The organism is bacterium (assembly GCA_024224155.1).
Taxonomy (GTDB): Bacteria; Acidobacteriota; Thermoanaerobaculia; order Multivoradales; family JAHEKO01; genus CALZIK01.
Map to the genome: position 1 here is coordinate 65,570 of JAAENP010000311.1, position 14,363 is coordinate 79,932.

Sequence of the window (14,363 nt, forward strand, 5' to 3'; positions counted from 1 at the left end):
TACGCACCCGCCCGCCCTCAAGCTCGGCCGACCTCGCCAGAGGACACTTGCCTGCCAGGACCTCGACCGCGGGCCGTTCAGACCGGTGGCCATTCGGCGGAGGCAGCTTCAACGCCGTCATCCGGCCGACGCCGCAGGAAAAGATGGCGCCCGACTTGGCCTATTCTCCGGAATCCGAGCAGGTGAAAGAAGTCCAATGGCAGCCATCGCGCAATACGGACGTCGACCCTTATCTCGCGACCCACCGCGTCGAGCCGGCGGACCCCGGGCAGCCAGTGAACGACGCGCTCCAGCCGCAGTTGCCGCAAGCGCGCCGAGATCCCGAGCCACCGGGTCTTGACCGGACGGATGACAAAGTAGCCGTCCTCGCCCTGGGCTTGGTAAAGAGGCATGAGGAGCAGCCCGGCTTGAGGCGCCCGGACGGACGCGCCGCTCTCGATGGCGAGCTCTTCGCCTTCGGCGATGGCCTGAAACCCCTTCAGGCCCGGATGCATCTGAAAAACCAAATTCGGCCTGATCGCGTGGCGATGCCGCACCTCGAAAAGATGCGGCAGCCCCCGGCCGCTGGCCGCCAGCCTGCGACTGGCCCTGTCTACGTCGGCCTCACAGTTTCTACCCAGCACGCCGCTCGCCCGCATGGCCACCCAGATCGCAGCCTCCGCCCGCTCCACCGACTCGGGATCGTCGTGCTGTCCGGCTTCGAAGCCCGCGGTACGCACACCCCTGGCGTTGAGGTAATCGAGCAAGGTGCCCTCGAGCTCCTCCTCGATACCCAGGACCATCGGTACTTCCAGCTCGAGGGCGAACTCGCGGTTCGGAAGCGAGTCGTCAAGGACCACAAAGGACGGCCCGGCGCCGGATGTCGAATGGATATCCAGGGCGTAAACCGGCCCGTCCGATTCGGTCAGAACGCGCTCGATCTCCAGGTAGAGATCACGGGCTTCGGCCATCTCGCCCGACAGGTTCTCCGCGACCCTAATGCGCGCCACCCTATCCGGCAGCCACAGGCGGTTGAGGTCCTCTTCGCAAAAGCGGACGCTCTCGGTAAGCGCTTGGCGGTTGCCCACCAGGCCGACCATCGAGCCTCGGAGCTTGACGGGAGTCTCCACGAATCGGGAGAACAGGGAAAGCATCGCCTTGTAGCCCGAGGGCTCGTTGCCGTGAACCGCCCCGAGCACGATCAACGTCGGACCGGAGGCGGCATCCCCGAATCGACCCATCACGCGAGGAGCCAGCTCGACCGATTGCAGGGACGTGCTTGCCCTATTTGCCTGGGATACCTTGAAGTCCATTTGCATCAGTACTATCGAGAGGGTCCTGGGACTCAGTGGCCGGACCGTGTCTCGCGCCGGGATTCTAACAACCTTTTCCTCCTGGCTCAGGTCGAGTAACTTCAGAGGACGATGCCGTTCGACGACACGCCCTCGGGACTCTCGACAGGGGGCAAAGTCCTTTTGCTTCTGATCCTGCTGACAGTCGGCGGAGTGCGCTGGCACGCAGCGGTTCTCGAGGACTACGTCAAGCCTGACGAGACCGTGTACGTCAATGCCGCCAAGCTCTGGTCCGAGGGTCGGTCGCCCTACGAAGAGGACACTTTCTTCTACACGCCTCTCTTTGCCTGGATATCTTCCGGCCTCACCGAGCAATTCGGAACCCTCGGCTACCTGAAGATCCAGCGGACGCTGAACCTGGCCGGCGTCTGCGTAGCCACGTGGCTGGCGTTTCTGATCGCCGCCTGGCGGTGGTGGCCCGCCGCCCTGGTGAGCGTCGCCTGGCTTTGGTTTTCCCCGGTCGTGGCTCTTCCGATTCAGATCGGCAACGCCAACGGCTTGTCGATGGCGCTTACCCTGGCGGGCCTTCACCTGTGGCTGCGAGCGCCGATACCAGCCGGGACCGCGCTTGGCCTGGGACAAGCGCTCAAGCCGACCGCGCCGCTCGCGCCGTTCTGCCTCCTGGCACACCGCCGGGGCGCCCAACCCCTGCTAGCCTTCAAGGCCGGAACGACGTCGGTTGTCACCGTAGGCATTCTGCTTCTCGTCGGGGTGCGCTACCTTCCGGGCATCCTCGGCAACGCCAGCGGCTCCGGCAATCCGTACAACTTCTCTTTCCAGCATGTCCTTGCAAGTTTGGGCTTGCAGCTGCGGCCGATCTGGATAGTCATCGTTATTGGAGTTGGCGGATTGGCCTGGATCGCGAGCCATCGACTGTCTAAGCTCGAATTCCTGGTGGCCACCCTGACGCTCAACTTCCTGGCCGCTCCGATCCTCTGGGCCCATTCCCTGCTGCCCTTCCTGCCGGTCCACCTTCTGGCCGCCGAGCGCAGCCTCCGGTCGTTGCGACAGGCACCTGCCGGTCTCCGTGGCGCCTTTCCGCACATCGTCGCCGGACTCGCCATAGCTTCGACCGTATTCAGCGCCTCGATCGGCGGGTTGAGCGACAGGCCTGCCTGGATCCAGGGCACGGCGTTGGGCGTGCCGCTCCTTTCGCTTCTCTACTTGGGAGTCTATGTGCTGAACGGACTGCGCGGCCGAAAGGAAATAGCTCAGCTCCGACCCAGCCAGTCCGAATAGAGCTCCGGGCGCCGGTCTCGCAGGAAGAGCTTGCGCGCGTGCGAGAGCTCGACGGCCTCGAGATCGAGATCGCAAATGAGAACTTCCTCGGAGCCTTGACCGGCACGGCCGACAACCCGGCCGGACGGATCGCACACAAAGGACTCACCGGCAAAGGTCAGCTCGGCCTCGGCACCGACCCGATTGCACAACGCCGTGTAGTAGCCATTCTGGAAGGCGGCCACTCGTAGCTCGGCCTCGAAGAAGCCCTCCGGCCACTCGTCGACGGCGCCGGCCTGGGGAACGAACACGACTTCGGCCCCGGCCAGCGCCAACGCACGCATGTACTCCGGATAGTGCCGGTCGTAGCAAATCGCCACTCCGAGCCGGCCGGCGGCGGTGTCATAGACGGGAGCTCCGAGCCCGCCGGGATGGTAGTAGTCCTGCTCGTGGAAACACGGATAGTCGGTGATGTGCACCATGCGTGTGATCCCGAGCAGCTTTCCGTCGGCGTCGATCACCGGTGAACTGTCGTAGGTTCGATCGCCGGCGCGCTCGAAGAGATTCAGAATGACCACGATCTCGAGCTCCCGCGCCAGGGCCGCAAACGCCTCGGTCATCGGCCCGGGGATCTTCTGGGCCAGCTCGGCCGGATCGCCGGAGCTCGGAGACTGGGGGTAGAACGGCGTGAACGCCAGCTCGGCGAAGCAGACGACTTTGGCACCGTCGGCGGCCGCGCGGCGCGCGGCGGCGAGGCCCTTCTGCAGATTGGCGGCGAGGTCGGACGTCGCGGTCTGCTGCACGAGGGCGATGCGAAGCTCGGTCATGGGGTGATTATCTCAATCGCGTCCCGATCGCGCGTGGGCGGTGCAACCCTGAAGGCACGGCGTGTGCCTGCGTGTGGACCCCTTCGATCTTGCCACCGATCGGCAGGGCAGCCGGCCAGGGGGCTCGCCGCAAGCGCTCGGCAATCCGGCACGAAGGCCACTAGCGGCTTGCGCGCAGCGGCGCGCAGGCGAGGGCCTGACCAGCGTAGTCTGAGAAGCCCGAGGCGGCCCCTGGCCGGCTGCACTGCCGATCGGCGCCGACGCGAGTCATCAAGGCTCGATCGTCAGGCGGGCGCCGGAGGAGTAGGCTGTGAACTCGGGCGCGTACATCGACTGCAGGGTCGCCGGAGCCGATTGGAACGTGCCGGCGGTGGCGGCGCGCAAGCGATGCTTCATCGTGTACTCGCCCACCGGAAGCCGCTCGAAGAAGAAGTTCATACCGCTGTCCCGGACCTCCTCATAGCGCACCAGTCCCAGATCCCACTTGTAGCCGGAGGTCGAGCGCTCGGGCTCGAAGCCGGCCGGCCGCGGGTCTCGAAGATGCACATACTCGGCGGCGTGCCTGGCTCGAATCGAGACGTGGACCTCGACCTGATCGCCGACCTCGACCTTGGCGCCTTCGGGCAGCGGCTCCAGCCGCCATCCGTCGCCACCGGAAACCCGGCGGAAGTACGTGCGGCGGGCCTCGAAAAAGTCGCCACGAGCTTCCGAAGGCAGCTCCTCGGTCGAGAAATGCCAGGTCGCCGAAGCGAAGGCGAGCCCTGGGGTTTCTTTCTCCACCACCACCGTCGAGTCGGTCGCGGCATCGATGTCTTCACCGGCCACTACGACCTGGTTATTCTTGCCCGTATACTCGTCAGGCTCGAAGACGAACACGTTGGGCACGCGTGAGCCGATCGCCACCGTGACCTCTTCGCGAGCCGCCAGGGTGCCCTCGTGCTCGAGGTAGTGAACCAGCGAATAGACGACCTCGGCCGTCGCCCGCGTCGATTTCCAGTGGCTCAGCTTCTTGTTGAGCAGCAGCCACTGCACCAGACCGGCTCGGCGCGGATCGTCTTCGTCAAGCTCGGTCAGCGTGCGTAGCGTGAAGGCGTGGGTCTCGATCGTGTCGTTGTACCAGAGCCAAGCGCGATCCTCGGGCGCCCAATAGGTGCCGAGCTCCTCCGAGGTCTTCGCCGAGTCCATGACGCTGTCAAAGACGAGCGTGGCGTCCTTCTGCCGCCCCTCACGCTGCAGGGTGAGGGCGAGCTGAGCCTTGGACAACGGAGAGTGCCCTTTCCAGTGTCCGAAGGAGAAGTCGAGCATTTCCTCGCGCTCCTTCGCGGTGAAGATCCCTCCGGTCCAGGACTCGTCCGGATAGCTCGAGAGCACGTAGTTCAAGAACGTCACGAACTCCCAGCAGCAGTCCTCCGCCATCATGTGGCCGACGACCTCTTCGACGTAGTGGCGATGCATGTAGCCCCAGGCCTTCTTGATCATCGGCCTGGGGACCTCGACTCCGAACTCCAGCGCCCGCGAGAAGCCGTTCAACAGATACAACGTCATGTAAGGGGACGGCGGACCGCCCGGGAACCACGGGAAGCCACCGATCGCCGTCTGCGCCTTGCGCAGCTTGGCCAGCGCCGATTTCCTCTGGGCACCGGCCACGCGCGGATCCAGAACGTTGATGAGATCATCCGGCTGTTCCCGACCGCCCTTGGAGACCGAGACCCAGGGCGTTTCTTCCAGCGACATCTTGCGATTCGGGTCGTCCCTCTGCCAGGCCTCGTAGCGGGTGTCGCGCTCGGAGAACTTCCGCGCCATCCGCTTCACCGCCGGATAGTCGTCGTAGAGCGTCGAGACGATGCCGGTCGAGAGAAACCGGTTCAGCGTCTGCTCGGTGCACTCGTACGGATAGTTGACGAGATAGGGCAGCGCCGAGAGCACGCTGTAGAAGAGCTGCGTGTCGAGCGTGACCACGAGCTGCTCATCGATGCGCGTCGGATCGTCGTCGCGAGCCAGATCCGCGAAGTGCAGCGTCTTCCGATCCTCGTCGCTCAAAGTCACGAAGCGGGACTGCGCCAGATGCATCCGGCCGGGCAGAACCGGCAGCGGCCTGAGCTCGCCATCCGAGAACTCGCCGGCGGCGGCCTGCACCTTGAACGCGATCTCGCCGAGCCTCGCCGGCGTATCCACCGCCACCGTGTAGGTCCAGCTCTTGCCGGGGTCCAGGGCGAAGGCGCGCCCGGCGGCATCGGACGTCGCCACTCCGAAAACACCGAGCAGATCCTCCTGGGTCACCGCGTCCAGAATCTCGAACTCCAGCTCACCGGCAAGTGGCTCGTCGCCGGCGTTCTGGACCACCACCCGCAGCTCGGCGCGATCGCCCTCCCGGAGAAAGCGCGGCAGATAGGGTCGAACCAGGAGCTCCTTGACCGTCCTGACCTTCCGGGTCAAACGGCCGGCTCTCAAGTCCTTGGTGATGGCATGGACCCAGACGTTCCACTCGGTGACCGAGTCGGGCACCTCGAACTCGAAGGCTACCGAGCCGTCCGCGTCCAGCAGAAGATGCGGCTCCCAGAAGGCGGTTTCGGAGAAGTCGGTCCGCAGCCCGCCGGGCGGTTCAGTTCCTTCCTGCGCTGGCGCGTCGCCCTTCTTCATCTCGTCCAGCATCCCCCTGAGCTGGTCTCGATCCTCGCTCTCGGCGGTCAGGGAGACATCCGCTACCGAGGCCGGCGCCTGTGCCATGCTCTCCTCGGCCATGCCCAGCCGCATCGCTCGCATCCGGCCACCGGCCGCGAACCGACCCATGCCACCTATGCCGTAGCCACTCAAGAACTTGAGCTGGTCACCGTGAAGGCCGGGATAGCCGGGGAGCGAGGCCAGGTTGCCGGCGCGCCACACCACCGAGCTCGGACCCAGATTCGAGCGCGCGGCCCGCGGGGCGCCCCAGCGCGGATAGATACCCATTGGATCGGACGGCAAATGCGGCGCAAAGACGTCCAGGCTGCGGTCATACATATACGCCAGCAGCTCGGCCGATCCTTCCGCCAGATCGCGCTCTACGCCGCTGACCTTGAGGCGCCAGGTCTCGCGGCCACCGGGTCGCAGGTAGTCGCGGAACGATGCAAACTCGATCTCGAGCTTCTTGTCGTCCCAGGGAACCAAAATCGAATCCTCGAGGGTCATTAGCTGGTGATCGCGCAGCGCGGTCAAGCGGAAGCCGAGCCCGCCCCGATCGGCCTCGGTAATCGGGATCTCGAGAATTTGGAGGCCCTGGTCTGATTCCAGAACCTCACGCCGCACACGCCTGCCCTTGCGGAACATCTCGAGCACCATGCGCTGCCGTTCCAGCCCTGAGTGCACCAGCAGGCGCGCCGTTCCCCCGACCGGCACCGCCGCGGTCTCCGCGAGCAAGATCGCCGGCAACGCCAGCGGTGTCGTTCTCGGCGCCGCGACCACGAACTCCGAAGTCGTAGCGAACTCGGCTCCGAAGGCGTCGTGGGTCGCATAGTGCAGACGGTACGCGCCGGGCTCCAAAGGTTCGAGCTCGAGCTCGGCCGAGCCATCGTCGTTATGACTCAGGCTACCCACCGCCACCTCGTCTCCGTCCTGCCACAGCCGCAGAATCTGCGGCGCGGAAACCAATCCGAGCCAGCGCGCCCGCTGGCGATCGCCCGGGGTTGCAAAGGCCGGCTTCGAGGAGCCTTCGTCGAACGGCGGTTCGGGCAGCGCCAGATCCGCGGGCAACGACGTTACCGCGGGTTGCTCGAGGCGAGTGAGCCGCCAGCTCGCGGCACCCGCTCGAGGGGTTCCGTCCAGGTCTTGGCGCATGATGTTGAAAGCCGCCCGCGAGCCCGCGACGACATACTCACGGTCGCTCTCGATCCGCCCTTCGACCGCAACAAAGCCAAGACGGAAGAGACGCTCCGCCGTGCGGGTCTCGCCGCCGCTGTCGGTGACTTCGACGGCGACCCGGAAACGATAGCTAACTCCCTTCTGCGCCTCGCGTTCGTCGGCTTCGGGTTGGAAGTCGAAGACGAAGGCTCCGTCGTCATCCAGGAGTGTCGATCCCGACGCAACCGTCTCGACATCGGTACCCACCGGCGAGTAGTACCACCACCACCAATATGGGTACACCGGCTCGCGAGTCACCCGCCAGCTCACCTCGCCGTCCACCACCGGCAGCCCGAAATAGTAGCGCGCCTCGCCCGTCATCGTCGCGGAGCGATTCAGGCGCAAGGCCTCGTCCGGTGATTGGAGGGAAGCTTCGAAGGTCGGCCGCTTGTACTCCTCGACGCGCAGCGACGTTCTGCCTGCGAGCGACGAGCGCAGACTCCAAGCCCCGAGCAGGCGCCCCGCGGGAATCACGAATGAGCCGGCCGCCGAGCCGTGGTCATTGGTGCGCACTTCTTCTTGGCTCACCAGCTCGCCATTGGCGTCAAACAACTGGACGTTGGTCGCCCGATCTGGTAGCACGCGGAAGTCACCCTGCGACTGCATGCCGCCGTAGCCGACCACCTTCCAACGAATCTCCTGACCCGGCCGATAGATGCTGCGATCGGTGTAAAGAAAAGAGCCCGTGGTCTTCTTCTCTTCGAACGGACCGCTGAAGTGGTGCCGCCACTCGTCCAGGGCCACGTCATCGCCATGACGGGCCAGGAGAAAATAGGTCTCGCCGTCACCATCACGGTCAAAGACCACGCCACCGTCCCGACCGGTGCGTTTGACCTCGGCGCGATGGTGTCCCTTGCGCCTGTAGTTGAAGCGATAGAGATAGACGTCGACATTGGAGAGCGCATCTCCGGTCGAGCCCGAGACAACCGAAACCTCGAGATTCGTGCGCTCGGGCCTCGACACCAGAACCACGTCCGATCGATTGAGATAGAACGCCTCGAGCTCATTGCCACGCTCGTCGAATGACGGTTCTGCCGATGCGACAATCAGATAAAAGCCGCTGTCTTCAAGCGCGGGGACGACGAACGTCTGGTGCTCCCGGTAGTCGGGGGTAGCCGGAAGCTCCGCGCTCCAGCTCGCGGAGGGTGTTAGACCCGAGATCATGTCTTCGATCTCGTTGTAGCCGGGCAGCAGCCGGTAGTCGCGACTGTTTTCCACGACCTCGAAGAGGTCCAGTGCGTAAGCCCGGAAATAGATCCTTCCGAGGTTCTTGTGCCGGACCTCGATCGATCGACGAGGCGCGCCGTCGGTCGACATCGAGGTCACCGAGTAGGCCGGAGCCTCGATCCCGGCGACGATGTGTCGGCAGCGGCCGGCGCCCAGAGACTCCGGGTGGGCCTCCTCGCCGGCGAGCGCCAGGCGCCGGGCCTCCACCAGGGCCCAGGGATCGGTCGTCGAGCGCACGAACTCGGCCAGCAGTGACATCCCCATCGACCACCACGACCGCTGACGCCCGAGTCTGTCCAGTCGCGAGCGCAAGTCGTCGGAGATCGCGTCCCTGTCGTCCGTCTGCGTGAACGTTGAGTGCAGCCGGCGCAACCTTTCCAGCCGCGCTTCAAAAGCCGCTTCCGGCCGGTCCAACGACGCATGCCAGTGCTCCAGATCGCCCAGTAGCTCGCTCAGCCTGGCAAGAGGATGCCGGTCGCCCGCCGTTGCCACCGCCGGCCTGGCGTCGGTGAGCAGGGCGGCAAGATCCAGCCTGTAGGCCTCGTTCGACTCTCGGGCGCTCCAGAAAGACGAATTCGCGAGCAGCTCGACCCAAAGATAGGTCACGCTGTCCCGCAACGTGTCGCGAATGCCTCCCGGATAGTTGTTGGGCGTCAGATAGCGCGACAGGGTCGCCAGCTCGAGCTCTCCCAGGTCTCCGCGAGTGGCCCAGACACGACCGTAGGCACGATCGGCTTCGGCGAAGATCTCTTGGGCCGTCCAGGCTTTGAGATCGATCTCGCCGGACGACGCGACCTGCTCGCGCTGCCTGATCTCCCAGGAATACACCTGGAGGTAGTGAACCAGTCCATGCGCGTAGTAGAGCTCGAGAGCCGCTCTGGAAATGGCGTCATCGGGCCACGGCTCGCTGCGTAGAAGCCGTACCGCCTTTTCATAGCCGTGCAGCCCGGTCTCGAGCTGCACGAGCTCGATCAGGGCGCGGGTCCAGTTCGGAGTATCGAGACGGGATTTGGCTTCGGCCAGGAGATCGCCAACCTGCTCGGAGGCGGCCTGGAACTTCTGCTCGTCAATGAGCCGGGCGACTTCCTGCCACCAGACCTCGGGATTCCAGCCTTCTTCTCCGTTTCCCGTCAGCGAAGCGCCCTCCGTTGGAGCCTGCCCCGGCAACCCCGAAGCTCCACCCCCGACGGGTGCGGATCCACCCGAGGCCGGGGCGCAGGCCAGGGCGGCGCTGAGCGCCAGCACCAAGAGGGCTCCAAGAGCGCCAAGAGCCGAGAAGGAGAGAATCGGCGAGACGACGGGAACGGCAACAGCATGTTTTCTTGGCATGTCGCGAGTTTAGACCGCTCCGGCTCCCGCTCGGTTCCCGGCCGAGCGCGCGGCGCCCAGGGTGGCGGTATTGGCACCGGCGGTCGGTCGCAACCAGCGACCCTGTTCGGTGTTTCCTTCGCGGTCGTCAGCGCTTCTTGAAAAGATAGGTAAACAGCCCGGTCAGGACCGTCCTGCCGCTCTGAGAGACACGCACCTCGGAGACCCCCAGACGACGTCCACGCCGCACTACCTGGGCCACCGCCTCCAGGGCTCCGTTCTCGAGTCTCGCGGGCTCGAGAAAATTGACCTTGAACTCGACTCCGGTCATGGTCTCGTCTTGGCCGAGACTCGACACGAAGGCGTAGGCCGATGCGGTGTCGGCAAAGGCTGCTACCAGGCCTCCTTGCACCACACCTCCCTCCTGCCGAAACTCCTCGCGCACCGGCATGGTCACGACACAGCTCCTTTCGTCGCACGCAACCAGCTCGAAGTCCAGGAACCGGTTGAACGGTACGCTGGCGAAGAACTCTCGCACCCCGCTCGGTGAGCTCATCGGGTCATCGGTCACGCCCAACCAGGCCTACCAGGGCAGCTGTCGGATCACGATCTCCTCGGCGATCTTCCAGGCATCATCCTCCCGCACCATCCGCAAGGTCTTGCGGACACGATCGCGAAAGGTGTCCGACTGATACGACTGGGTAAACGTCACTCGCATCTCGTTGGGCGACGTCTCTTGCACTTCCAGCGAGACCACGGTCACTCGAATGGCACCTTGATTGAGGAGGCGCTCTCGACGGCGATCTTCCCAGGCCGCTCGAGCCACTCCGGAAGCCGGCACGAAACCCACCGAGTAGTAAGAAAGGTACTCGTCCACTCGGCGTTCCGACCACGCTTGCGCCCACTCCTGCACGACCTCGCGCACTCTCTCCCGCGGGGAGGAGCTGGTATCGACGACCTGGGTGGCCGGCGCGGCGCTCGAATCCGGAACCGCCGCCGATGCCATCGCGTCTGTCGCACTCTCTCCACCGGCTTCATTCTTGGCCACCCGGTCCTCCTGTGCTCGCTCGACTCCGGGCGGACCGCCGACCCGCGAGCTGCCGGTCAGCTCCCCCAGCCTCGCTTCGAGGCCCTCGATCCGCGGGCGCACCCAGAACTGATTGAAGAGCAGGACCATACAGACGCCGGCAAGCAGACCGAACACCGCCAGTTCGAGGAATCGGCCAACCCCCAGCCTCCTCCGGGCCGAACGCGCCCCGCCGACGCCGACCGCCGGCGGCGGCGCGGCGGGTACATCGACCGAGGCCTGGGCCGATTCGCGAATGGACTCCGGCACCGAAGGAGTACCTTCGAACGCGAGCTCCGGTTCGGGCTCTTCGAGCTCGCCCGGTGGGGAATCTTCCGGCGGCGGCGCCGCCCAGGCGGTCTCCGAGGGCTCGAAGGTCAGCGGCTCCCGCTCCGGCGGCCGCTCTCGGTCGGGCCTGCCCGACACCGGGTCGCCCGGCTCTTCGAGCTCGACCTCGAGTACGTCGGTCTCCGGAGGTTGAGGCGGCACTTCCGGCGCCGCATCCGGCGAGGGCTCGGGAGGCGAAGTAACAGATCCGGCATCCAGCGAGCTCTCGACCGCCGTTTCCTGAAGGGGCATTCCCGCGTCGGCCTCGACATCCGTTGCCTCGACCAGTGTCTCGGCGGCAGCCAGGATCTCGTCGGACAATGCTCCAGAGGGCTGTTCTTCTCCGGCTTCGGTGACCTCGCCGACTTCGCCCTCCAGATCAAAAGTCGAGTCTCCCGCCTTGAGCCTCTCTTCGACGATTCGCCGAATCAGCTCCTCGCTGCCCTCGTTGAGATCGAGGAATCGAACCCCCATCCCGCACGGCTCATCGGCGGACATCGAGAGCCGCCGGACCCAGACCACTTCGGCGCGTCCACTCACCAGCGGATAGCCATCGGCCAGGGAACACTCGAACTCGAACTGCTCGCCGGGCGGCTGTGGGTTCTCCGAGCCGACGAACATCCCACCCGGCGAGATGTTGCCGGCGATCTCGGTCAGGAAGTCCTGGAATTTCGAGAATCTGAGCTGAACCGCGCGGTTCAGATCGATCCGGTCATTGCCCTTCTTGTGCGGTTGTGATGGCCCGTTTCCCATTCCGTGATCCTGCCGGACGAATTGGGCTGAAAACCCCGGTTTGAGGAGCTTCTCCGTAAGGAATCGAAGCGTAACACGGAGAGAAATCCGAGACTATCAAGAGCCGGCTGCGGAATGGCTCGTTGACTCGCGTTGGGGTCTTCGGGCAATCTGTCGGCGTCGTGCGTTGCCTGCGTCGAGTCATGAGCTCCGGGAGCCTTGTGGTCCTCGTGATCCTCGGCGTCGCGGCACTCGGGCTGGGATGCGCCTCGAGGGCGCCGGCAAGGACCTCCGAAACCAGAACAGCGACCCTCGCAGCCACCCAAGATCAAACAACCGATGGCATCGCGCGACCCGTGCGCGAGCGAGCGCCGGACACCGGCCCACTCCGGTCGGCAATTGCGCCGTCGGGCCTTGTGCCGATCGATGTCGATCCGCTCGTCGTCGCGACGGCGCCGCGAGTCGCCGAACCGATTCGCGCGCCGTCCTCCGTCTTCGAGGCCAGAAAACTGACGGCGGAGGTTCCCACCGCCGGAGCACCGAAGCCGGGCAGCCGAGGTCTGGGATTCCCCGGTGCGACCGGGGCCGGAGCGCAAGCGGCGGACGGGCTCACGGGCGACAGTCCGGAGCCCGAGGGCCCGGCACTTCTAGCCGGTTTCGACACCAACGATTTCGACACCAACAACGTCCATGAAGGCTCGTTCTTCATACCGCCGGATTCCCATGCCGCCGCCGGGACCGGGCACCTGATGAACGTGACCAACGTGACCGTGCGCATTCATGAAAAGAACGGAACCTTGAAGCTCGACACGGCGCTGGCCGATTTCTTCTCGTCACTTGCTCCGGTGACGGCGCTTTTCGATCCCAAGATTCGCTACGACCACTTCGCCGGCCGCTTCGTGGTGGTGGCTCTGGAGCAGCGAGAGGTCCCGCCGGCCACCAAGGAGTCGCGGATCCTGCTGGCCGTCTCCGACGACTCCAATCCCGAGGGAACCTGGTACCAGACTTCGATCCCCTCGAGGTTGATGATCTCGGGCTTCGACCGCTGGGCGGACTATCCCGGCTTCGCGATCGACGAGGAAGCCGTCTACATCACGACCAACATGTTTTGTTTCAGCTCGAGCGTCGACCCCGGCTGCACCCCCGGTTTCGCCGGCGTCCGGCTATGGGTCGTGTCCAAGACCCAAGGGACCGGCGGCGGCTTCTACGCCGGGGGAACGCCGACGGTCTACGGACCGAGTGATCCCTACACCTGCGCGGACTGCTTCGCAACGACCACCCAGCCAGCCCACGTCTTCGGCTCGCCGCCCACCAGTCCGACCAACGTCGGGACCTTTCTGGTTTCCTACTCCGGTCTGAGCGAGCCCCCCGCAACCGACAACCTCGTCCAGATCGTGAGAATCGACGATCCGGCGAGCGCCTCACCGACCTTCACCCAAGAGCTAGTCAACGTCGGCGATCTCGGCTCCGCCATTCCCGACGCACCGCAGCCGGGCTCGACAGCGTTGATCGCGACCAACAACCGCCGAGCCCTGGACTCGGTGTGGAGAGACAGTCAGCTCTACCTGACGGCGACGATCGAGCCCGAGACCGGCCCCGATGCCGGCCAGGCCACGGCCCACTGGTGGCAGCTAGACACGACCACCCTGTCGAACGGAATCGACCCACCCGAAACGCTGCTCACCGACCAGGGGGATATCGGCGGCGAAGACCTCGCCCCCGGCACCCACACCTACTTTCCCTCGGTCATGACCAACGGCTCCGGAGCGCTGGGCTTCGGCTTTTCGGCCTCGGGTCCGAGCCTGTTCGCCGGCGCCTATTTCGCCACCCGCGATCCTTCCGACCCCGCTGGAACAAATCGCGGCTCCGAGACGGTGCGCGCCGGCGTCGACCACTACTTCCGTTCCTTCTCGGGCAGCACCAATCGCTGGGGGGACTACTCCTCGATCAGCCAGGATCCTTTGGAAACCGATTGCTTTTGGGTCTACAACCAGTACGCGGACACCCGCGGCTCGGTCACCAACGGCAGCCAGGACGGACGCTGGGGCACGGCCTACGGCAAGTTCTGCCTGCGTGCCTGTGCCGCCCTGGAAACACGCACGGGCACGCTCTCAGGTTCCCAGTCGATCACGGCCGAGCAGGTCGAGTTCGGCCCGAGTCTCCTCCTGGATGCGACCGCCGACGTCACCGTGGAGACAAACATTTTGATCATCCAGAGCGACACCAAGATTGTCGGCGACCTGTCAGTTTACACCGAGGCCTGCATCTAAGGCCCACACCGAGACATCGCCACCGTGGCGTTTCCCATCGAGATTCCTCGCTCTCGCTCGGAATGACACGGTCGCGTGCGGGACCGGATTCCGAGGCGCAAGGGCTTGGTCCGGCCATTGAGATTGACCTATAATGCAGCAACTGCGAAGCCGATAACGGCGAGCATAAGGAGAGATTCCG

General features: G+C 65.1%; 7 protein-coding genes. 2 read left to right on the top strand and 5 right to left on the bottom strand.

The genetic code is table 11. From position 1 onward, the window contains the following. Positions 1-77: 77 nt before the first annotated feature. Entirely contained in the window at positions 78-1,220 is a 1,143-nt protein-coding gene (locus GY769_16370) for a hypothetical protein (GenBank protein MCP4203494.1), read from the bottom strand. A gap of 183 nt (positions 1,221-1,403) precedes the next feature. On the opposite strand from GY769_16370, the gene GY769_16375 reads away from it, so the two are divergent. Continuing rightward, a complete protein-coding gene (locus GY769_16375) occupies positions 1,404-2,570 on the top strand; it encodes a DUF2029 domain-containing protein (GenBank protein ID MCP4203495.1) in 1,167 nt (388 codons plus the stop codon). On the opposite strand, the gene GY769_16380 is transcribed toward GY769_16375, so the two are convergent. The 4 genes from GY769_16380 to GY769_16395 form a co-directional block, all read right to left on the bottom strand. Next, the gene (locus GY769_16380; GenBank protein MCP4203496.1) at positions 2,543-3,376 is read right to left on the bottom strand and encodes a carbon-nitrogen hydrolase family protein; all 834 of its coding nucleotides are present in this window, start codon (positions 3,374-3,376) and stop codon (positions 2,543-2,545) included. The genes GY769_16375 and GY769_16380 overlap by 28 nt on opposite strands. 270 nt (positions 3,377-3,646) lie before the next feature. Further along, positions 3,647-9,808, bottom strand: coding sequence for a hypothetical protein (locus GY769_16385; protein ID MCP4203497.1), 6,162 nt, complete (start codon positions 9,806-9,808; stop codon positions 3,647-3,649). A gap of 127 nt (positions 9,809-9,935) precedes the next feature. Further along, the gene (locus GY769_16390; protein ID MCP4203498.1) at positions 9,936-10,343 is read right to left on the bottom strand and encodes a PaaI family thioesterase; all 408 of its coding nucleotides are present in this window, start codon (positions 10,341-10,343) and stop codon (positions 9,936-9,938) included. A gap of 27 nt (positions 10,344-10,370) precedes the next feature. Then, entirely contained in the window at positions 10,371-11,933 is a 1,563-nt protein-coding gene (locus tag GY769_16395; GenBank protein ID MCP4203499.1) for a hypothetical protein, read from the bottom strand. Between the two features lie 122 nt (positions 11,934-12,055). Here GY769_16395 and GY769_16400 point away from each other — a divergent pair, with 122 nt between their 5' ends. Further along, the gene (locus GY769_16400) at positions 12,056-14,182 is read left to right on the top strand and encodes a hypothetical protein (protein MCP4203500.1); all 2,127 of its coding nucleotides are present in this window, start codon (positions 12,056-12,058) and stop codon (positions 14,180-14,182) included. Positions 14,183-14,363: the final 181 nt, after the last annotated feature.